Below are 19748 nucleotides of genomic sequence, written 5' to 3'. Positions count from 1 at the left end.
GCGTTTTGCGCGAAGACCTTTGCCTGGGCGTTCGATCCGGCAAAACTTTGTTAACCCTAATAATGTGTAATCAGGCTCGTCGTTGGTATCGTAACGAAAGCTTGGTCCCGTGAACGTAACCAGTCAGTCAGCGGTCTTCGGCAGGCGCAGAGAGCCCCACACGGTCATCATCGCCCGGGGCGACCAGATAAGGCATTTCACCATACGTCCGTGGCTGGCCGCATTTTGCGGCTCGGCGCTGGCGGCGATCGTCATAGGCTACCTGCTGGCGACCTCTTATCTGGTGCTGCGCGACGATCTGATCGGCGCCACGACGGCGCGGCAGGCGCGCATGCAGCAGGCCTACGAAGACCGCATCTCGGCACTGCGCAGCCAGGTCGACCGCATCACCAGCCGACAGCTTCTCGACCAGCAGCTGATGGAAACCAAGGTCAGCGAGTTGCTGGAGCGGCAGAGCCAGCTCAGCCTGCGTCACGGCCGCCTCGGCCCGATCCTCGAACGAGCCGAAAATGAGGCCGGAACGCCGCCCGAACCGACGGCAAAGCCGGACGAACATGCCGATGCGACCGGCAGCATCGCACGGCCGACGGCCTATTCCGTCGCCAGCCTTGCTGCCCCGCTTGCCGGCCCTGTGGACGTCGACGACACGAGGCCGTTCTCGCTGTGGTCGACCCGCGCCGATCCGCTGCCGAGCGAGAGCACGGCCGACCGGGCAGACAAGCTCTTCGTTTCGATCAACAACTCGCTCAAGGCGATCGAGAGCCAGCAACTCACCCGCATCGCCACACTTGCCGACAATGCCTATAAGAGCGCCGACGCGATCTCGCAGGCGCTCGAGGCCGCCGGCCTGCCGCCCACCAGCGAATTCGAAAAGAGCGACGTCGGCGGCCCGCTGATACCACTTGACAGTTCGTTGACCTTTGACAGCAAGGTCAAGGAGTTGGACGAGGCGCTTGACGCGCTGGATCATCTTAAAAAGGAAGCGCGCCGGCTGCCGCTCGCCAACCCCGCGCCCGGCCATAGCGTCACCAGCCCGTTCGGCGTGCGCACCGACCCCATCCTCGGCACGGCCGCCTTGCATTCCGGCATGGATTTCAGGGCGCCGATCGGTATGCCGGCCAAGGTCACGGCAGCCGGCGTGGTCGTCAAGGCCGGCTGGAACGGCGGCTACGGCCGCATGATCGAGGTCGACCACGGCAATGGTTTTGTGACGCGTTACGGGCATCTCAGCGAAATCGACGTCGCCGTCGGCCAGAAGCTCGATGCCGGCGACATCATCGGCAAGACCGGCAACAGCGGCCGCTCGACCGGCCCGCACCTGCACTACGAGGTTCGCCACAATGGCGAGGCGATCGACCCGCTGCGGTTCCTGACCGTCGGCAAGAAGGTCGAGCGGTACCTCTAGGAGCCGGGCTGCTCCTCAGACGGACCAGCAATTGAGTGGCAACCTCGCCTAAGCATCCGCCGGCGATCGCCCTTCGCTCTGTCCTCCCCAGCAAACATTCGGCTCCAGCCCTTGAGGGCTTGTGCCCACGGCGTTGACTCCGATGCAGTTGTAGGATGATATGTATAAGCCTATGCCTTAGCTCAACAGGCTTGTAATGACCGTTCATGGTATCCCGCCTGAAATTCTGAATGCCCTGGAGGGCGCTGTCGGACAAAGCGGCGTGGCCGCCGACGCTGCCGGCATGGCGAAATACCTTGGGGACTGGTCCGGGGACCATCGCGGCGGAGCCCTTGCGGTGCTGAAGCCTGCTTGCGTCAGCGAAGTCCAGGCTGTGGTGCGGCTCTGCGGTACGCTCGGCCTCGGAATCATCCCACAGGGCGGGAACACAGGACTGGTGGCGGGCGCAATCGACCTCGACACCCGTGGCGCGGTGGTCGTCAGTCTGGAGCGGTTGAACGGCATCCGTCTCGTCGACGCCGACAATTTCATCCTGCAGGCCGACGCCGGCTGCATCCTGCAGCACATCAAGGATGCGGCAGCGGCACAGAATTGCCTGTTTCCGCTGGCGCTCGGCGCGCAGGGAAGCTGCCAGATCGGCGGCAATGCGGCCAGCAATGCCGGCGGTACCAACGTGCTGCGCTATGGCATGGCGCGCGATCTCATCCTCGGCCTCGAAGTCGTCCTGCCCGACGGCGAGTTGTGGAGCGGCTTTTCCGGCCTGCGCAAGGACAATCGCGGCTACGACCTGAAGCAACTTTTCATCGGCAGCGAAGGAACGCTCGGCATCATCACCGGCGTCGAGCTCAAGCTGTTTCCGAAACCGATCCGGGTCGAGACCGCCTATCTCGGTCTCGCTTCGTTCGAAGCGGCCATCACCCTGTTCCGGCAGGCTCGCCGGGCCTCATCCGATCTGATTTCGGCCTTCGAGATCATTGGTTCGGAGTGCATCGAGCTCGCGCGCTTGATCGACGCCGACGTCGTTTCGCCGGTCGAAGCTCCCGTCCACGTGCTGATCGAACTCTCCGCAAGTGCTGCGGTCGACCTGCGCTCCATGCTGGCCGATTTCCTGGCCGGGGCCATGGAGAGCGGTCTGGTGGCCGACGCCGTCCTTGCTGAAAGCATCGCGCAGGCCAGGGCGTTCTGGGCCATTCGCGAGGGCTTGGTCGAGGGCCAGGCAAAGCGCGGCTACCATGTGCGCACCGACCTTGCGGTCAGGATATCGGACATCCCTGCCCTCATCGGTCAGGCCCGCCAATTCGTGGTGCTGGAACATCCCGGCTGGCTGCCGCAGGCGTATGGCCATGCCGGCGACGGCAATATCCATTTCAACGTCCTGCCACCGCACGGGCTCGCCGAGGCTGAAGCTCGTGCCGAAGGCGCGGAGATCACCGCCGGACTCTACCAGATCGTCGGCGCGCTTGGCGGCTCGATCAGCGCCGAGCACGGTATCGGCCGCACCCGTCATCGCACTTTCTGGGCCGGCCTGGCGCCTGCCCATCGCCGGCTCATCACTGCGCTCAAAACAACGATCGACCCTCAGGGGTTGATGAATCCCGGCTGCCTTCTGCCATCGACGGAGACGTTTCCATGAAGCAAAGACTGGCCGCTATCGGCACGGTGGAGGCGCTGCCGCATCGCGTCGCCGCATTCCTCAGCCGCGAGATCGAATCCGGCGAGCTCAATCCGGGCACGCGGCTGCCGACCGAGCAGCAGCTCTCGGAAAAATTCGGAGTCAGCCGCAACGTGGTGCGCGAGGCGATCGCCCAGCTCAGGGCCGATGGCATGATCGAAGCCAGGCAAGGCGTCGGAGCCTTCGTGCTGGCGCCAGAGCAGCGCGCGTCGATCCGGCTCGACGGCGAGGCGCTGAAAGCGACCGGGAATATGGAGCGGCTGTTCGAGCTGCGTTGCATACTGGAAGCCGAGTCAGCCGCGCTCGCCGCCGAACGGCGCGGGCAGGAGCACCTCGACGCAATCAAGGCGGCGCTCGACCGGATGAGCGGCGAGGAGCGCTGGGAAGAAGGCAGCATCGACGCCGACCTGCTGTTTCATCGCGAGATCGCGCGGGCGACCGGCAACAATTACATCCACACCTTTATTTCCTTCGTTTGCGAGCAGATCCGCCGCTCGATCCACTACGCGCGCCTCACCAATCCGCTGCACGACTTGGTCGAAGTCAATGTCGGGGAGCATGTGCGCATCTACGAGGCACTGGTCGCCGGCGATCCCGCGGCCGCCGAGGCGGCGATGCGCGCCCACATCGTCGGCGCCGCCGGTCGCGTCGGCGTCAAGTTGCCGGCATCGCGCCTCGCGCGCAGCACAGGGAGGTAGCCATGCCGGTCGGAGGCGCACATGCGATTTCGGACGTCTGCCTGCTCGTCGAGAATATCGAGCGGACGGTTGAATTCTATGTCGAAAAACTCGGCTTCCGCCTGCGGCGCCGCGCCGAGGGCTTTGCCGACTTCCATGGCGAGGGGATCACGCTGGCGGCCTGGGAGATCGACCATATCAGCCGGCACGCCGGCATCTCGAAACTCAGGTCGCCGCGCCAGGCGCACAAGGTCTGCGTGGCGGTCAGGCTTGACGCGCCCGGCGAGATCGACCGGCTCCACGGCGAACTGGCGGCCAAGGGCGTGCCCTTCTACGGCCCGCCGGAGGATTATGTCTGGAATGCGCGCTGCGCCTATTTCACCGATCCCGATGACACGCTTTGGGAACTATACGCCTGGCTCGACGGCGGCCCCGGCGACTATCACGACGAACAGCCGTAGACGACGCCGCGCCACTGGGAAACGGCGCGCAATGAAGAGACGAGAACGTCTTGCAACAGGAGCGAAAAATGAGTGGGAACAGGCACTACGACATGAACCGCCGCAGCTTCATGAAAGCCGGCTTCGCCGCCGTCGCGGCAGCATCGGCCGGAATGCAGCTCGTGCTGACGCCGGGCGCCAGGGCTGCCGGAAAGGTCGTCATCCAGTACGACTGGCTGATGTCCAACGGACAGATCGGCGACATCGCCGCGGTCGCCAACGGTTATTTCAAGGAGGTGGGCCTCGAGGTGGAATTCAGCCCGGGCGGTCCCAATGCAGCGACGGTGCCGCCGGTGATTTCGGGGGCCGCGCAACTCGGCCAGTTTTCCGAAACGCCCCAGCTCTACGCGGCGCGCGCCAGCGGCGTGCCGGTGAAGATCATCGCCTGCGGCTTCCGCACCGGTCCTTATGCCTTCACTTCGAAGCCTGCCAAGCCGATCCGCGGCGTGGCCGATCTCAAGGGCAAGAAGATCGGCATCCAGCCGACGGCGCGCTTCGTCATCGATGAGATCCTGGCCAAGAACGGCATCGATCCGTCCGAGGTCACTGTCGTCAATGTCGGCTTCGACAAGGCGCCGCTGGTGCGCGGCGACGTCGACGCGATTGGCGGATGGATCACCAACACCCAGGCGCTGAGCGTCGTCGGCGATGACAGGATCGATCTTCTGGTGCGCGATCTCGGGCTGAACTCCTATGCCGACGTCTATTTCGCTAGCGACACCGCGATCGAACAGGATGCGGAAACGCTGGCGAAATTCATCGGCGCCGTCGCCAAGGGCTGGGGCTGGGTGCACGCCAATCCGCAGGAAGCAGTCAAGAAGATGGTCGAGGCCTATCCGGAGATGGACCTTGGGTGGGAGCAGAAGACGATCAATCTGGTGCTGAAACTCTCCTTCGACGGTGCAACCGCCAAGGACGGATGGGGAACCTTCGATCCCGCCTCGATCGAGGAGCAGCTGGCGCTGCTGGACAAGGTCGGCCAATACCCGAACGGCCGGCCCGCGGCAGCCGACGTCTACACCACCAAAATACTCGAATTGTCGGCCGCCGACCGACCCAAGCTCGACGCGCCCGCCGCTTGATGGCGAACGCGATCGAGGCCCGCGGCCTGGATGTCGGCTATGGCGGCCGGCAGCCGGCGGTGAAAGTGCTCACCGGTCTCGACTTGTCGGTCGCGGCCGGCTCCTTCCTGTCGATCCTTGGACCTTCGGGATGCGGCAAGTCGACCCTGCTCCGTGTGGTTGCGGACCTGCTCGATCCGCTCAGCGGCTCGATCAGCGTGCTTGGCGACACACCGCATGCGGTCCGTTCGCGGCGCGACGTCGGTTTCGTCTTCCAGGACTCGACCCTGCTGCCCTGGCGCACCGTGCGCGACAACGTGCACCTGCCGCTCGATGTCGGACAAGGCCGGCTTACCCGGACAATAGACGACCGAACCGACGAACTGCTTGATCTGATGGGGCTTGCCGGGTTCGGCGAGCGTCTGCCGCACCAATTGTCCGGCGGCCAGCGCCAGCGCGTGGCGATAGCCCGGGCACTGCTTGGGCAACCCAGGCTGCTTTTGATGGACGAGCCTTTCGGCGCGCTGGACGAGATCACCCGCGACCGTCTCAACGACGAGCTTCTGTCGTTGTGGCGGCGCACCGGCGCGACCATCCTTTTCGTTACTCATTCGATCGCCGAAGCCGTCTATCTCGGAGAACGGGTCATCGTTCTCGCCGCCAATCCGGGCCGCCTGGCCAGGGACCTCGATATGCGGCCGTTCAAGCAGGAGGGCAACCGCTGTTCGCGCGAGGATCCGGCGATCGTTGCCGTGATGGCCGAACTGCGCGGCGCGCTGGAGCAGGCCTCATGAGGCAGGCGCCCTTGCCATCGGCGCTGGCCGTCGCTCTGCCCGTTTTTGGCGCGGCCTCGATCCTGATCGCCTGGCAGTTCGTGCTGCCATGGCTCGGCGTGCCGGCCTATATCGTGCCGACGCCGACGGCCATATCAGGCGTGTTCCAGAGGAGTCTTGCTTTGCTGCTCAGCAACCTCTGGCCGACGCTGATCGAGGCGCTGGCAGGATTTTTCATCGGCAATCTCGCCGGTGTGCTGCTGGCGGTGCTGTTCGTGCACAGCCGCATCCTGCAGGCCGCGTATTTTCCGATCGTGCTGTTCTTCAACACCATTCCCATCCTGGCGCTGTCGCCGATCATCATCCTGATCTTCGGGCTCGGCATGACGCCGAAGATCGTGATCGCGGCGGTGATCTGCTTCTTCCCGACACTGGTCAACATGATTCGGGGGCTGGACTCGGCCAGCGACAACGAGCACGAACTGTTCCGCGTGCTATCGGCTACGCGGTGGGAAATATTCTGGAGTCTGCGCCTGCCAAGAGCATTGCCGATGTTGTTCTCCTCGCTGAGAATCGCTTCGGCGACGGCGGTGATCGGCGCCATTGTCGGCGAGTGGATCGGGTCGGACAAAGGTCTCGGCGCGCTCATCATCCAAGCGACCTTCAACTCTCAGTCGGACCGGCTCTATGCGGCGATCGTGCTGTCGTCGTCCTTGTCAATCGCGATGTTCTCAATCGTGGTGCTGCTGGAGCGACGTGCCATCCGCTACTGACCATGTCGTGAGCGGCCATCAGCTAGGTTCGCTCCGCACGGCTCTCAATTATTTTTGAATTCCATTTGACTGAATAAATCTTCGGTGCCAGTCTGGCCTCTCTCGAGGGCGCAAGGCATGGCACTGCGGGGAACCAATCAGGAGTTCGGGCGGCCGTATAATCGGCGCATCGTGCTCGAATCCATCCGCCTTCACGGGCCGATCGCCCGCGGCGACATTGCCAGGCGGGTCGGGCTCACCGTGCAGACCGTGTCGACCATCGTTCGCGAGTTGGAAGAGCACGGTTACGTGCTGTCGCTGCGCGAAGAGCCCAAGGGGCGCGGTTTGCCTCCGGCCACGCTGCGGATCAATCCGGAAGGCGGCTATGCCGTCGGCATCCACGTCACCCCGCTGGGCATCAACGCCGCCCTGATCAACCTCAGCGGCGACGTGATCGAGAGCACCTACCGCCAAGCCTCCAATGCAACGCCCAACCACGCCTTCGAGCTGATCGGCGCCATGGTGCTCGAACTGACCGCGTTGCGGCCCGGAGGCCGCGTTCTCGGCATCGGCATGGCCTTGCCCGGCCCGTTCGGCGTGGAGTCCATGAGCTTTGTCGGGCCGACCACCATGACCGGCTGGAAGGACGTGGCGCTGCGCGAGCGGCTGGCCGCATCGACCGGGCTGCCCGCCTTTTTCGAAACCGACATGGCGGCCGCGGCCATCGGCGAGCGCCTCTACGGCCTTGGGACGGCATATTCCGAATATTACTATCTCTATTTCGGCGTCGGCCTCGGCGGCGTCATGGTGCATGACGGTGCCGCACTACGCGGCGCCTGGGGGAATGCCGGCGAGATCGGGCACATCCCCGCGGTGCCGGGCGGCGAACCCTGCCCCTGCGGAAATCGCGGCTGTCTCGAACGGTATCTCTCGCTCGAGGCGCTGCGCCGCCGCAACATCGCCGACGCCGACTGGGTCAGCGAAATCGCGCCGATCTTCCGCAACGCCGTCACCATCATCGAAAACCTGTTCGACCCCGAAACCATCATCCTCGGCGGGCTGGCCTCCACCGATCTGCTCGAAAGGCTGGCCGGCGCGGCTGTGAACCTGCCCAACTCGGTCTCGGCGCGAAGCGCCAGCAAAACGCCTCGCGTCAGCGTCGCGCGCGGCGGCCAGCATGCGGTGTTGCGCGGCGCCGCCGCACTTGCCGTCTCAGGGGTGCTTTCGCCGCGCTTTGGCCAGATCTTCACCGCCGAGCGCGAGCGCGGGCGAGACCTCCTGCATAATAAGGGGATCGCCGCATGAGCGAACCGCTGCTGGTGCTCGACAACGTCACCAAGAACTATGGCGCGATCGAAGCGCTGAAAGGCATCAGCTTCTCGATCGGCAAGGGCGAAGTGGTGGCGCTTCTCGGCGACAACGGCGCCGGCAAATCGACGCTGGTCAAGATCATCGCCGGCGGCCTCGAGCCGACCTCCGGCCGGATGCTGTTCGAAGGCAAGGAATTCCTCGCCAAATCCCCCGCCGAGGCCAAGGCCGCGGGGATCGAGACCGTCTACCAGGACCTGTCGCTTTGCACCAATGTCGACGTGGTCGCCAATTTCTTCATGGGCCGCGAGATCACCAGGAAGGTTCTCGGCATTCCGGTGCTCGACGAACCCGCCATGGAGCAGGTCGTCGAAAAGGCGCTGGCCAGCGCCGGCACGCGCATCCCATCACTCAGAACCAATGTCGAGCACCTCTCGGGCGGTCAGCGGCAGGCCATCGAACTCAACCGGTTCGTGCATTTTGGCGGCAAGCTGGTGCTTCTCGACGAGCCGTTCGCAGCCCTTGGCGTCGAGCAGACGCGGCGCGGCCTCGACATGATCCGCCAGGTGGCGAGCCAGGGCATCGGCGTCGTCATCATCACCCATATCATGCAACAGGCCTTCCAGGTCGCCGACCGGATCGTGGTGATCCGGCAAGGCGTCGTGGCGGGCGACGTCGCACGCAGCAAAACAAGTCCCGACGCGGTGATCAACATGATCACCGGAGAGACGCTCGCCGGTGCCGGACCGGCGAGCTGAGGGACAAATGAGGGGTCCGGCGCAAGAGGAGCGAACGACATGAAGAAAATACTTCTTTCCGTCTTCGGTATCCTGGCACTGGCCTTTGCCACGCTCACGCCGGCATTCGCCCAGTCCAAGGGCACCGTCTATTATATGGTGCCGACATTGCTCGATGAGTTCCAGACCGGCTCGGTGAGCGCGCTGGAATTGTTCCTGAAGCAGGTCGGCTACGAGATGAAGACGCTGAACGCCGACAACAAGACCGACGCTCAGCAATCGCAGATGAACGACGTCATCGCGCTGAAGCCGGCGGCGATCATCCTTGCCGCCGTCGATTTCAATGCGCTGAAACCATCGATCGAGGCCGCCCGCGCCGCCGGCATCCCGGTCGTCGAGTTCGACCGCCAGATCACTTCGACCCCGTCCGACTTTACCTCGGTGGCCGGAACCGTCGAGATCGGCTACGTCGCCGCCGATCAGGCGCAAAAACTCCTGACCGCGAAGAACGGCTCGGTGAAGGGCAAGATCCTGCAGGTGCTCGGCGATCCGGGCGACCCCTACACGCTCGATATCCAGAAGGGTTTCGAGGAGAAGATGAAGGCATTCCCGGACGTCAAGATCATCTCGCTGCCGGCCATGCAATGGGCGGCGGATGCGGCCGGGACCATCGTCAACGACCAGATTCTCGCCAACCCTGATATCGACCTGATCTTCAGCCATGCGGCGCACCTCTCGGTCGCTGCCGTCGCCTCGCTCGAGGCGGCCGGCAAGAAACCAGGCGACGTCATGCTGATGAGCTCGAACGGCGCTCCGGTCGGCCTCGACCTGATCCGCAAGGGCTGGCTCAACGTCGAAGTCGAGCAGCCGCTCTATGCCCAGGCCGCTGCCGTCGCCATGTTCATGGACAAGGTGGTCAACAAGCAGGAGATCAAGCCCGGCGAATACGACGTGCTCGGCCTGAAGTCGACCGTGACCAAGGAAGCCTGGGGGCCGAACATCAAGATCCCCGGCGCTGCGATCACCAAGGAAAATGTCGATAACCCGGCCTTCTGGGGCAACATGAAGCCGCCCTCGGACACCGTAAAGCCGGTCGAATAGCAAAGTCGCCAAGCGCTCCGGGCCACGCCGGCCCGGAGTCCAGCCCTGCAGCTGTGCGCGTTAGAACGGACGCGCATGGGAACGCTGCAGCAATTTTCAACCGCGCCTGATCTTTCCGAAGACCGAGTGGTTTTTCGGGGTGACGCGCCAACCGGATCCGCAGATGAACCCCCGCACGCGCCAAACCCTCGAGTTCATCCTCGACAATCTCGTCTGGTTCATGCTGGTCTTCGTACTGGTGGTCTTTTCCATCCTCATCCCGAACTATTTTCAACTCGGCATCTTCGCCAACATCATCGAGGCGTCGAGCGTGCTCGGCGTCATGTCGATCGGCCTGGCGCTGGTCATCATCGCCGGCCATATGGACCTGTCGGTCGAATCGGTGGCGGCGCTCAGCGCCATGGCGGTCGGCATCCTGTTCTGCTCATCGGGCATCGGCCTTGGCATCCAGTTGCAGCCGCAATGGCTGATGGTTCCGGTTTCGCTACTCATCGCCCTTGCCGTCGGCGGCCTCATCGGCGTCATCAACGGCTACCTGGTGGTCAAGGTGAAGATGAGCGCCTTTATCATCACGCTGGCCTCCTACATCTGGGTGCGCGGCCTGGTGCTGGTCATTTCCGGCGGCCGCTCGGCACAGGACCTTGCGCCGGCAATCCGCTGGTTCGCCATCCAGCGCCTGGGCGGCCTGCCGCTGACCGCCTGGATCGCCATCGCCTGTTTCATCGTCTTCTCGCTGATCATGGCCAAGACACCTTTTGGCAGACATCTCGTCATGATCGGCGGCAACGAGACGGCGACCTTCCGCGCCGGCATCCGCGTCAATCGCAACCTGGTCATAGCCTTCGTTCTCGCCGGTGCCATTGCCGGCCTTGCCGGCTGGCTGCTGGCGATCCGCACCTCCGGCGCCACCGCCAATCTCGGTGTCGGCCTGTTGTTCAACGCCTTCGCCGCGGTCGTCATCGGCGGCGTCAGCCTGAAAGGCGGCGTCGGCACCTTGCCCGGCGTCTATGCCGGCGTGCTGCTGCTCTCGGCCATCAATACGGCGATCAACCTGATGGGTCTGCCGGCCAACTTCACCCAGGTGATCCACGGCCTGCTGGTGCTCGCCGCAGTGCTGCTCGACGCGTTCAAGCAAACCATCCGCCAGAGGCTGGCATGAGCAGCCGACCGCAAACCGTGAGACTTTTTGGCAAGGTGGCGCTGGTCATCGGCGCGGCCCGCGGCATTGGCAAGGCGATCGCACAGCGCTTTGCCGAGGAGGGCGCGAAGCTCGTCCTGGCCGATACCGAGGTTGAGGCCGGGCAAGCGGCCGCGGATGAACTCGGTGCCGCATTCATCTGCACCGACATCTCGCAGATGGCCGATGCGCAGGCCGCCGTGGCGCTGGCGCTCGACCGTCACGGCCGGCTCGACATCATGGTCCAGAATGCCGGCATCTATCCCTGGCAATTGCTGGAAAACACCAGTCCCGACGACTGGGACCGGGTCATGGCGGTGAACTTGCGTGGCAGCTTCATCGCCGCACGCGCGGCGCTGGTGCCGATGAAGGCGCAGCATTTTGGCCGCATGCTGTTCACCTCCTCAATCACCGGCCCGCATGTCACCAGCCCCGGTCACGGCCATTATTCGGCGACCAAAGCCGGCATCAACGGGCTGATCCGTTCGGCCGCGCTCGAATTCTCGGGCTATGGCATCACCGTCAACGGCGTCGAGCCCGGCAATATCCTCACCGAAGGCATAGAGCAGCATCGCGGTGCGGCCTTCATCAAGAACATGGAAGACGCGATCCCGCTCGGCCGCCTCGGCAGCCCGCGCGACGTGGCCAACGCCTTCCTGTTCCTGGCCTCGGACGACGCCAGCTACATCACCGGCACGACCATCATCGTCGACGGCGGGCAGCTTTTGCCCGAGGGCAAGGATTTCCGGCTGCTGCCGCCATGATCCTCGATTTCGGCGGCGGTTTCTTCCTGCGCCGGGCGACCGCCGCCGATCATCCGGCACTTGCGATGATCTGCCTCAAGACCGGCGACGCCGGCAAGGACGCCAGCGGCCGCGAGGACGACCCGGATCTGCTCGGCCTCGTCTACACCATCCCCTACCAGGTCCTCGAACCCGAGCTGGCCCTCATTGTCGATGGGTCCACAGGTCCGGCCGGATATCTGCTTGGCGCAGCCGACACAGCCGCTTTCAATGCCAGCCTGGCGACAAACTGGTACCCGGCACTGCAGGGTCGCGTGGCTGAACCCGGACCCGACAGCTCGCATTGGCGCGGCAGCGATTGGGCGCGGCACCAGATCCATCATCCCGATTTCGCTGTCCCGCCTGTGCTGGCCGCCTACCCGTCGCACGGCCATATCGACCTGTTGCCGCAAGCGCGCGGGAAAGGCGTCGGCAGGCGCGCGATGGAATTTCTCGAGCAGCGGCTTGCGGCGAGCGGCTCAACCGGCGTCCACCTCGAAGTTATGCCGCACAATCACGGTGCGCTGAAGTTCTACAAGGCGATCGGCTTCGAGGTGCTGCAGGACGCTGATCCGCCGAAGCATTGCATCTTTGTTGCAAAACGGCTTGCTCATGCGGCGGAAGCTGCAGGCTGAGCCGCGGCAAGCAATTGCATGAGTTGCACGGAACACAGTGACCGGGAGGTTTATAGAAGTACAATGCTGCGGTGCTGCAGCAACAAGTTGCCCCGCGCGAAACACCTTTGCCGCACGAACCAAACCTTCGTCGCGGCAACGGACATTGAAGGGCCGCCGCATCAACGCGGTGCGGCTAATCAGAGTCTTGGCGGAGCGTCTACTAGTTCAGCGTGGGGCAGAGGAACATCCGCGACTGTTTCGCCGACCACAATGGAGAACACATAAAGCAGATAAATGGTTAATACCACTAACGCGAGGAATGAGCCTCTGGCAAAGATTCCTGCAACCGTGGCGCGGGGATGAGGTTCAACTTTTTCCTTCTTAAAGGTGTCTTCTTCGCTAGGGGTTGTCTTCACAACCCATTCGCCTGGAAGCCGGTTTTTTTCAGCCTCCTTCGATATCTTATCCGCGAGATCTCCTGCGATCACGGCATCATTAGGAAGATGACTCGTAAGCCATCCAGGAATATCTTCGCTCCCGCCCGTGCCCATGTGCAGTAAATACTGCAAGTTTTAACTTTCGGCAATCGTTTGCCTTATGGGAGGCAAGCAGGTCAGACTTAAGTCTTACGGAAAGACAGTTCGAATCAGACCAAAGTCCGAGTTGCGTAGTGGTCGGATGCGTCTCACCCGGGCCGTGAAGCGTTTGCGAGCGGAAGATACGGCAACAACGACGAATCCATTGGTTGCGATCAGAGGTTGCGCCGGGACGGTCAGCATGAGGGGTGTAGCCCCGGTGCACGCAGATTGGCAGAAATGGACTGCCAGTGGGGCTGCGTCGACCAACGCCGATTGGGCGATTCTCCTGCAGTGCAGGCATATGAACCTGATGTTGCACGGACATGTCTGGATTGAACACATCGCGGAAAATGGTGGGCGATGACGGGCTCGAACCGCCGACATCTTCGGTGTAAACGAAGCGCTCTACCAACTGAGCTAATCGCCCGCTCCGGGCGGACCTTTAAGCAGTTAGGACCGGCTTCGCAAGGCCAAATGAGCGGCCAGCGGCTTGGCCAGGAGCCGGTTTCGGCAACAAAGTTCTGCTTGTCAAAAAACCTTCTGCTGTTTGCCGTTATGCTGTCCGGGTCCGCTTGACACCCGGTGGCTTACCCCTTATCCACCGCCCCAACGACGAACACGGCTGACACGTGCTCGTCAATGCGCGGGTGTAGCTCAGTTGGTTAGAGTGCCGGCCTGTCACGCCGGAGGTCGCGGGTTCGAGCCCCGTCACTCGCGCCATTTCTCCTTGGGGTCACGGCCCCTTGATGTCGGAGAAATGTCGACGTTGATTGTCAAAAACCGTCTTTTTTCATGAGGTAATCCAGATTCATTGCTTTCGAATCTGAGATTGATTCTCATACATCAACCTACCAGCCCTGCTTGCTTGCGGCCGAGCCAGAAGACAACAGCTCCCCGCCCACAGTCTGGTCCCGCAGCTACGGCCTCACCCCTTGGCGAGCAGCGCCTCGACTTCCTGCAGCGTCGGCATCGACGGCGCGGTGCCTGGGCGCGTCACCGAAATGCCGGCGACGGCGCAGGCGAAGCGTACCGCCTGCAAGGGTTCGATCCCTCTCGACAGCGCTGCCGCCAGGCCGCCGTTGAAGGCGTCGCCAGCGCCTGTGGTCTCGACCACCGGGCCGGCAGCGACCGCAGCGGCATGCTCGGAACGATCGGCCGTGTGCAGCAGCGCACCCTTTTCGCCGAGCGTCACGATGGCGGCGCCAACGCCCTTCTCGAGCAGATTGTCAGCGGCGCGGCGGGCATCGTCGATGGAGGAAACCTTGATACCGGTCAGCTCCTCGGCCTCGGTCTCGTTGGGGGTGACATAGTCGCAAAGCGTATAGATGCGGTCCGGAAGCTTTGCCGCCGGCGCCGGGTTGAGGATGGTGGTCACCCCTGCCCCGCGCGCGATTTCCAGCGCCCGCATCGCCGCCTCGATCGGCTGTTCGAGCTGGGTGACGAAGATTCCGGCCGCGCGGATCAGCCCGGCATTTGCCTCGATGTCGGCGGGCGAGATCAGCATCGCCGCGCCGGGACTGACGATGATGGCGTTGTTGCCGCTCGTCTCCTCGATGAAGATATAGGCCGCACCGGTATAGCTCTGCGGCGTCTCGACGACGGCGCTTTTCACGCCCGCCTGCGACCAGGTCTGCCTCGCCATATCGGCGAAGGGATCGACGCCGAGGCGGGTCAGGAAGGTGACGTCGGCGCCGAGCCGGCCGGCCGCCACGGCCTGGTTCGAGCCCTTGCCGCCGGGGCCGAGTGTGAAGGACGTACCCAGGATCGTCTCTCCCATGCGCGGCTGGCGGGCGGCGCGGTAGGCGGTGTCGGCGACGAAGACGCCCAGTATGACGATCGGTCTGCCCGGCATATCGCTACTCCGCATCCGGCGGCACGACGCCCTTGCGGAATGCGAAGCAGCCGTAGAAGCGGCGCTCGCCGGTCTGGATGACGCAATAGGCCTTCTTGGCGCGTTCGTAGAAGGCGTAGCGCTCGACCGAGATCATCGGCCAGGCCTTGCCCTCGGCGGTGTCGATCTCTTTTTGCACTTCCTTCTGCACGGCGGGAATTTCGTCCGGCTTGCCGACGATCTCCATGCGGGCAGCCGCATCGTCAACGAAGGTGTCCAGCGGATAGAGCGACAGCACCGCCTTGGCCACGTCGGCCGCCGGCGCATCGATGCGCAGCAGTCTGCCAAGCACGGTCTGGCGCGCCACGGAATCGGACGGGAAATTGGTGTCGGCGATAATCAAATCGTCGCCGTGGCCCATCGCCCGCAGCGCCTGCAGCACATCGGCATTGAGCAGCGGATTGATTCCTTTGAGCATGGTATTCCTCGCGAGGCTTGCTGGGGGCGAAATCAGAGCCGCTTGCCGGTCTCTGCGTCGAAGAGATGCACCTGGTCGAGCCGCGGTTTCAGGTGCAGTGTGTCGCCCGGCTTGAAGTCGTGGCGCTCGCGGAACAATGCCACCATCTCGCCCTCGCCGAAGCGCAGGAAGACCAGCGTTTCGGAACCGGTCGGCTCGACCACCGAAATCTTCGCCGGAACACCATCGGGATGGATTTCGAGATGCTCGGGCCGCACGCCGTAGACGACATTGCGGCCATCTTCCACGGTATTGCTCGAGGCGATCGGGAACGGCGTCCCGGCGATCTCGACGACGGGCTTGTCGCCCTTGCGCACGACCCCCTTGAGCAGGTTCATCGAGGGCGAGCCGATGAAGCCGGCGACAAACAGATTGGCCGGCCGGTCGAACAATTCCAACGGCGCGCCGACCTGCTCGATGCGACCGTCGCGCATCACCACGATCTTGTCGGCCATGGTCATGGCCTCGATCTGGTCGTGGGTGACGTAGATGGTGGTGGTCTTCAGTCGTTGATGCAGTTCCTTGATCTCGGTGCGCATCTGGACACGCAGCTTGGCGTCAAGATTGGAGAGCGGCTCGTCGAACAGGAACACCTGCGGGTTGCGGACGATGGCGCGGCCCATGGCGACGCGCTGGCGCTGGCCGCCCGAGAGCTGGCGCGGATAGCGCTTGAGGTAGGGGTTGAGGTCGAGGATATCGGCCGCGCGCTTGACCCGCTCAGTGACCACCGCCGGGTCGGTTTTGCGCAGCTTGAGAGCAAAGGCCATGTTCTGCTCCACCGTCTTGTGCGGATAGAGCGCGTAGTTCTGGAACACCATGGCGATGTCGCGCTTGGCCGGCGGCAGATGATTGACGACGCGCTCGCCGATGGCGATGGTGCCACCGGAAACGGTTTCCAGCCCGGCCACCATCCTCAGCAACGTGGACTTGCCGCAGCCCGAAGGGCCGACCAGCACCACGAATTGCCCATCGGCGATGTCGACGCTGACATCGTGCAGAACCTTGACGGTTCCGAACGCCTTGGCCACATTGCGGATCGCGACTTGAGCCATCATTCCCCCTTCGGTTGCCGTGAAGCTAAACAACGCAAACCGCGAGGGCAAGTCAGTCTCTTATAGATAAAAAACCCATTCTGTTGACACGGCACTTCGTTGTGAGAATAGTGACGGTGCTCGGGTTATGACCTTGTTCCGGGCGCACCGGCACGCTTGTCCGGCAATGAATGCGAAGCGTCGCGGGAGGGAGAATTCGGGCCGCTATTTCCGGGAGTCGCTGCTTTTGGGGAACATGATCGGCGCTCCACTATCCGAACCAATTCACAATGATCTTCTGGGAGGAACGAGATGAAAACCAGCCTTTATAACCAACTTGTCCGCGCGGGGGCCACCCGCCGCGACGTGCTGAAGGGAGCGGCCAGCATGGCCGCCCTCACCGCGGCCTCAAGCGCCGGACTTGGCGCCCTGACGCGCCCTGCTGCGGCCGCCGATGATCTGCGCGCACAAATCCTGCAGATCCCCGGTGTCGGCAAGGGCCAGCCGACCGATTCCGACTTCCAGCAGGTCGGCGAGCTTTGCCTGGGAGCCACCAAGGCCAATGTCAAGGAAGGCGAATTCGCCGGTGTCGAACTCACCTTCATGGGTCTCAACAACCAGAACCTGCACAATGTGCTGTTTCGCGGCTTTCTGAAGCCGTGGGAGACCTATACCGGCGCCAAGATCAACTGGATCGACCTGGCGCAGGCTGACTACAACGCCCGCCTGCAACAGTCGATCGCGACCGGCACCGTCGATTTCGACATCATCGAAATGGGCGCGCCGTTCGAAGGCGACGTCTGCGGCAAGGGTCTCACCTCCGAAATGCCGGACTGGGTCAAGGACCAGATCGACATGAAGGACGTCGTGGCCTATCTGCAGCCGCCGGTCGGCACCTGGGACGGCAAGCAGTATCGCGTCACCGTCGATGGCGACGCGCATAATTTCAATTACCGCACCGACGTGTTCGCCGATGCCGACCTCGCCAAGGCGTGGAAGGACGGCGGCGGTGAAGGCGAATGGGGCGTGCCGAAGACTTGGCAGCAGGTGCAGGCGGTGACCAAGTTCCTCAAGGGCAAGCAGGTGAAGGGCCAGGACGTCTTTGGCTATCTCGATGCACCCAAGCCCTGGGGCGGTTTCGGCTTCTACTTCCTCGGCAGCCGCGCCAGCGCCTATGCAAAGCATCCCGATGACAAGGCCTGGCTGTTCGATGCCGACACAATGAAGCCGCGCGTCAACAATCCGGCATGGGTGCGAGCGATCCAGGATGTCATCGACGCCCTGCCCTCCGAGCCTGCCGACCAGATCAACGCCGACCCGAACACCACCGCCTTCCAGCAGTTCCTGGCAGGCACCGGTTCGATGGTCACCTGGTGGGGCGATGTCGGTTCGAACGTCAAGACCAACGATTCCTCGGTCGTCGGCGACGTCACCGGCTTCTCGATTCTGCCGGGCTCGGACGATGTCTATAATTCCAAGACCGGCCAGTGGGACAAGCTCGCCAGCGGCCCGAACCATGCGCCGAACTGCGCCTATCTCGGCTGGGGCGTCTATGTCATGGCCCGGGTCGACAGCGATGAAAAGAAGAAGAAGGCGGCGTGGTCTGCCGCTGCCCATCTCGGCGGCAAGGACCTGTCGCTCTGGTGCGCAGCCTATCCGTCGGGTTTCCAGCCCTACCGCAACTCCCATTTCAACATTCCGGAATGGGTGGCGGCCGGCTATGACGAGGCGTTCATCACCTCGTATCTCAAGTCGGAAGCCGACAGCTACAATCATCCGAACGCGGCGATCGAGCCGCGCATTCCCGGCATCTTTCAGTATTACAGCGCCGCCGAGGACATTCTGGCCAACACCTTTGCCGGCAAGATGAAGGCGCAGGAAGGCGCCGACGCCATCGCCGCCGCCTGGGAGAAGCTGACCGATCAGATCGGCCGCGACAAACAGGTCAAGCTCTACAAGGCTTCGCTGGGCATGTAGGCTGAGATAGTGAAACTGGTTCGGCGGCGCACGGCCGCCGGACCTCCCTTGACCCGCTTGGCCCTCATCGGCTCGGTCGGTCATCGAGACTCCTGTGAACGGGCAAGACGCGTGGCTGACCGGACCTTGGCTGACCAGACTTTGTCGACAAGTGAATGGCCGGCAAACGCCGTCCCATCCGACCTGCTACCGCCGGGCCGCAAGCGGCTTGGCTGGGCGCTGATGGCTGTTGCCACGCTCGGCCTTTTGGCAGTGATTGCGCTGCAGATCCTCTACAAGAGCGATATCGACGCCATCGGCTTCGAGACCTGGCGGCCGGTCGTCTACGCCTATGTGCTGTGGGGTGTCGCACTCGGCATCGGCCAGGTGCTGACGCGCGGCGAGGATGGCCAGCGCGCGCTGTTCCTGCTGCCGGCGCTTTTGTTCACCATCGCCATGGTGATCTTTCCGACGCTGTTCGGCTTCTATATCGCGCTGACCGACTGGAACCTCAGCTCCTTCTCCGGGCGGACGTTCAACGGGCTCGACAATTTCTGGCAGATGCTGAACGACGCCTATTACCGCAACGCGCTGTTCAACATGGTGCTCTACGTGCTGGCGGTGTTCGTCGAATATATCATCGCGTTCGGCCTGGCGCTGTTGCTCAACGCGCAGATCCGGGCACGCAAATTCTTCCGCGTCGTCTTTCTCATGCCCCTGATGCTGTCGCCGGTGGCGGTGTCGTGGATGATCGGCAAGTCGCTGATGGAATATCGCTTCGGGCCGGCTGCAACGCTGGCGCGGCATCTTGGCTGGGAAAACCCGGCATTCTTCTCCAACCCGATCACCGCCCGCATCTCGATCATGGTGCTCGATGCCTGGACCTTCATCCCGTTCATGATGATCATGCTGCTCGCCGGCCTGCAGGCGATGTCGCGCGAGGTGCTCGAGGCAGCGCGTGTCGATGGCGCCACCGCCTGGCAGACTTTCTGGCAGGTCACCTTCCCGCTGATGCTGCCGGTGTCGGTCACGGCGGTCATCCTGCGCATCATCTTCAAGCTGAAGCTTGCCGATATCATCATCACCGTCACCTCCGGCGGGCCTGGAGGTGCTACCGATTCGGTGTCGAGCTTCATCTACCGCGAATATCGCGACCGCTCGAATGTCGGCTACGGCACCATGCTGGCGATGGCCTACCTCATCATCATCATCGTGTTCGTGACCTGGCTGCTGAAATTCGCCAGCCGCTTCGTGCGCAACGTCAATTGATCGG

Annotated in this window: 19 protein-coding genes and 2 tRNA genes; 16 read left to right on the top strand and 5 right to left on the bottom strand. The window is 63.3% G+C overall.

Annotation, left to right across the window (positions count from 1 at the left end; all coding sequences use genetic code 11):
• Window positions 1–109 precede the first annotated feature (109 nt).
• From NKJ08_RS21165 to NKJ08_RS21105, 13 genes are all read left to right on the top strand, one after another.
• Window positions 110–1405 carry a M23 family metallopeptidase gene (locus NKJ08_RS21165; RefSeq protein ID WP_352528772.1) on the top strand — a complete coding sequence of 432 codons (1296 nt, stop codon included), beginning with the start codon at window positions 110–112 and terminating at the stop codon, window positions 1403–1405.
• A 196-nt stretch (window positions 1406–1601) separates the two neighbouring features.
• Complete coding sequence (locus NKJ08_RS21160) at window positions 1602–3038, top strand: FAD-binding oxidoreductase (protein ID WP_352777532.1); 1437 nt, start codon at window positions 1602–1604, stop codon at window positions 3036–3038.
• On the top strand, window positions 3035–3775 hold the full coding sequence (locus tag NKJ08_RS21155) for a FadR/GntR family transcriptional regulator (RefSeq protein WP_352783173.1): 741 nt from the start codon (window positions 3035–3037) through the stop codon (window positions 3773–3775). Before NKJ08_RS21160 ends, NKJ08_RS21155 begins: the two co-directional genes overlap by 4 nt.
• 2 nt (window positions 3776–3777) lie before the next feature.
• Entirely contained in the window at window positions 3778–4215 is a 438-nt protein-coding gene (locus NKJ08_RS21150) for a VOC family protein (protein WP_352528766.1), read from the top strand.
• Window positions 4216–4307: 92 nt separating this feature from the next.
• Complete coding sequence (locus NKJ08_RS21145) at window positions 4308–5336, top strand: ABC transporter substrate-binding protein (protein ID WP_352528809.1); 1029 nt, start codon at window positions 4308–4310, stop codon at window positions 5334–5336.
• The gene (locus tag NKJ08_RS21140; protein ID WP_352528764.1) at window positions 5336–6109 is read left to right on the top strand and encodes an ABC transporter ATP-binding protein; all 774 of its coding nucleotides are present in this window, start codon (window positions 5336–5338) and stop codon (window positions 6107–6109) included. The genes NKJ08_RS21145 and NKJ08_RS21140 overlap by 1 nt, the downstream gene beginning before the upstream one ends.
• Window positions 6106–6861 (top strand): ABC transporter permease, encoded by a 756-nt coding sequence (locus tag NKJ08_RS21135; protein ID WP_352783170.1) that lies wholly within the window; start codon window positions 6106–6108, stop codon window positions 6859–6861. The genes NKJ08_RS21140 and NKJ08_RS21135 overlap by 4 nt, the downstream gene beginning before the upstream one ends.
• 117 nt (window positions 6862–6978) lie before the next feature.
• On the top strand, window positions 6979–8145 hold the full coding sequence (locus NKJ08_RS21130) for an ROK family transcriptional regulator (protein ID WP_352783167.1): 1167 nt from the start codon (window positions 6979–6981) through the stop codon (window positions 8143–8145).
• Window positions 8142–8906, top strand: a complete 765-nt coding sequence (locus NKJ08_RS21125; RefSeq protein WP_352528759.1) for an ATP-binding cassette domain-containing protein — start codon at window positions 8142–8144, stop codon at window positions 8904–8906. The genes NKJ08_RS21130 and NKJ08_RS21125 overlap by 4 nt, the downstream gene beginning before the upstream one ends.
• Before the next feature lie 39 nt (window positions 8907–8945).
• Window positions 8946–9986 (top strand): sugar ABC transporter substrate-binding protein, encoded by a 1041-nt coding sequence (locus NKJ08_RS21120; RefSeq protein ID WP_352783165.1) that lies wholly within the window; start codon window positions 8946–8948, stop codon window positions 9984–9986.
• Between the two features lie 163 nt (window positions 9987–10149).
• On the top strand, window positions 10150–11145 hold the full coding sequence (locus NKJ08_RS21115; RefSeq protein WP_254817612.1) for an ABC transporter permease: 996 nt from the start codon (window positions 10150–10152) through the stop codon (window positions 11143–11145).
• Window positions 11142–11927: an SDR family oxidoreductase gene (locus tag NKJ08_RS21110; RefSeq protein WP_352528755.1), complete on the top strand. Its 786-nt coding sequence runs from the start codon at window positions 11142–11144 to the stop codon at window positions 11925–11927. Before NKJ08_RS21115 ends, NKJ08_RS21110 begins: the two co-directional genes overlap by 4 nt.
• Window positions 11924–12580 (top strand): GNAT family N-acetyltransferase, encoded by a 657-nt coding sequence (locus NKJ08_RS21105; protein WP_352528753.1) that lies wholly within the window; start codon window positions 11924–11926, stop codon window positions 12578–12580. The genes NKJ08_RS21110 and NKJ08_RS21105 overlap by 4 nt, the downstream gene beginning before the upstream one ends.
• A gap of 179 nt (window positions 12581–12759) precedes the next feature.
• On the opposite strand, the gene NKJ08_RS21100 is transcribed toward NKJ08_RS21105, so the two are convergent.
• Together NKJ08_RS21100 and NKJ08_RS21095 are read right to left on the bottom strand one after the other, a co-directional pair.
• Window positions 12760–13131 carry a hypothetical protein gene (locus tag NKJ08_RS21100; protein WP_352783162.1) on the bottom strand — a complete coding sequence of 124 codons (372 nt, stop codon included), beginning with the start codon at window positions 13129–13131 and terminating at the stop codon, window positions 12760–12762.
• 360 nt (window positions 13132–13491) lie between these two features.
• Window positions 13492–13567 (bottom strand) — tRNA-Val (locus NKJ08_RS21095).
• 216 nt (window positions 13568–13783) lie between these two features.
• On the opposite strand from NKJ08_RS21095, the gene NKJ08_RS21090 reads away from it, so the two are divergent.
• Window positions 13784–13860, top strand: a tRNA-Asp gene (locus tag NKJ08_RS21090).
• 205 nt (window positions 13861–14065) lie between these two features.
• Here NKJ08_RS21090 and rbsK read toward each other — a convergent pair.
• From rbsK to NKJ08_RS21075, 3 genes are read right to left on the bottom strand one after another with little or no spacing between them, the layout of a single operon-like run.
• Window positions 14066–14992, bottom strand: a complete 927-nt coding sequence (gene rbsK, locus NKJ08_RS21085; protein WP_352528749.1) for a ribokinase — start codon at window positions 14990–14992, stop codon at window positions 14066–14068.
• Window positions 14993–14996: 4 nt separating this feature from the next.
• Entirely contained in the window at window positions 14997–15449 is a 453-nt protein-coding gene (locus NKJ08_RS21080; protein ID WP_352528747.1) for an RbsD/FucU family protein, read from the bottom strand.
• Window positions 15450–15481: 32 nt separating this feature from the next.
• Window positions 15482–16540 carry an ABC transporter ATP-binding protein gene (locus tag NKJ08_RS21075; protein ID WP_352495328.1) on the bottom strand — a complete coding sequence of 353 codons (1059 nt, stop codon included), beginning with the start codon at window positions 16538–16540 and terminating at the stop codon, window positions 15482–15484.
• 291 nt (window positions 16541–16831) lie between these two features.
• On the opposite strand from NKJ08_RS21075, the gene NKJ08_RS21070 reads away from it, so the two are divergent.
• On the top strand, window positions 16832–18496 hold the full coding sequence (locus NKJ08_RS21070) for an ABC transporter substrate-binding protein (protein ID WP_352528745.1): 1665 nt from the start codon (window positions 16832–16834) through the stop codon (window positions 18494–18496).
• A 126-nt stretch (window positions 18497–18622) separates the two neighbouring features.
• The gene (locus NKJ08_RS21065; RefSeq protein WP_352528807.1) at window positions 18623–19744 is read left to right on the top strand and encodes a carbohydrate ABC transporter permease; all 1122 of its coding nucleotides are present in this window, start codon (window positions 18623–18625) and stop codon (window positions 19742–19744) included.
• The last annotated feature ends 4 nt before the right edge of the window (window positions 19745–19748 follow it).

The organism is Mesorhizobium sp. M0244 (assembly GCF_040321795.1).
GTDB lineage: Bacteria > Pseudomonadota > Alphaproteobacteria > Rhizobiales > Rhizobiaceae > Mesorhizobium.
The sequence above is the reverse complement of the archived record's forward strand: the minus strand, read 5'-3'. Positions and strand labels throughout refer to the sequence as shown.

What these genes read in the sequence shown, in the direction of transcription:
- NKJ08_RS21160 (WP_352777532.1), top strand. Translation starts at nt 1,602, where the DNA reads ATGACCGTTCATGGTATCCCGCCTGAAATTCTGAATGCCCTGGAGGGC.
- NKJ08_RS21155 (WP_352783173.1), top strand. Translation starts at nt 3,035, where the DNA reads ATGAAGCAAAGACTGGCCGCTATCGGCACGGTGGAGGCGCTGCCGCAT.
- NKJ08_RS21150 (WP_352528766.1), top strand. Translation starts at nt 3,778, where the DNA reads ATGCCGGTCGGAGGCGCACATGCGATTTCGGACGTCTGCCTGCTCGTC.
- NKJ08_RS21145 (WP_352528809.1), top strand. Translation starts at nt 4,308, where the DNA reads ATGAACCGCCGCAGCTTCATGAAAGCCGGCTTCGCCGCCGTCGCGGCA.
- NKJ08_RS21140 (WP_352528764.1), top strand. Translation starts at nt 5,336, where the DNA reads ATGGCGAACGCGATCGAGGCCCGCGGCCTGGATGTCGGCTATGGCGGC.
- NKJ08_RS21135 (WP_352783170.1), top strand. Translation starts at nt 6,106, where the DNA reads ATGAGGCAGGCGCCCTTGCCATCGGCGCTGGCCGTCGCTCTGCCCGTT.
- NKJ08_RS21130 (WP_352783167.1), top strand. Translation starts at nt 6,979, where the DNA reads ATGGCACTGCGGGGAACCAATCAGGAGTTCGGGCGGCCGTATAATCGG.
- NKJ08_RS21125 (WP_352528759.1), top strand. Translation starts at nt 8,142, where the DNA reads ATGAGCGAACCGCTGCTGGTGCTCGACAACGTCACCAAGAACTATGGC.
- NKJ08_RS21120 (WP_352783165.1), top strand. Translation starts at nt 8,946, where the DNA reads ATGAAGAAAATACTTCTTTCCGTCTTCGGTATCCTGGCACTGGCCTTT.
- NKJ08_RS21115 (WP_254817612.1), top strand. Translation starts at nt 10,150, where the DNA reads ATGAACCCCCGCACGCGCCAAACCCTCGAGTTCATCCTCGACAATCTC.
- NKJ08_RS21110 (WP_352528755.1), top strand. Translation starts at nt 11,142, where the DNA reads ATGAGCAGCCGACCGCAAACCGTGAGACTTTTTGGCAAGGTGGCGCTG.
- NKJ08_RS21105 (WP_352528753.1), top strand. Translation starts at nt 11,924, where the DNA reads ATGATCCTCGATTTCGGCGGCGGTTTCTTCCTGCGCCGGGCGACCGCC.
- rbsK (WP_352528749.1), bottom strand. Translation starts at nt 14,992, where the DNA reads ATGCCGGGCAGACCGATCGTCATACTGGGCGTCTTCGTCGCCGACACC.
- NKJ08_RS21080 (WP_352528747.1), bottom strand. Translation starts at nt 15,449, where the DNA reads ATGCTCAAAGGAATCAATCCGCTGCTCAATGCCGATGTGCTGCAGGCG.
- NKJ08_RS21075 (WP_352495328.1), bottom strand. Translation starts at nt 16,540, where the DNA reads ATGGCTCAAGTCGCGATCCGCAATGTGGCCAAGGCGTTCGGAACCGTC.
- NKJ08_RS21070 (WP_352528745.1), top strand. Translation starts at nt 16,832, where the DNA reads ATGAAAACCAGCCTTTATAACCAACTTGTCCGCGCGGGGGCCACCCGC.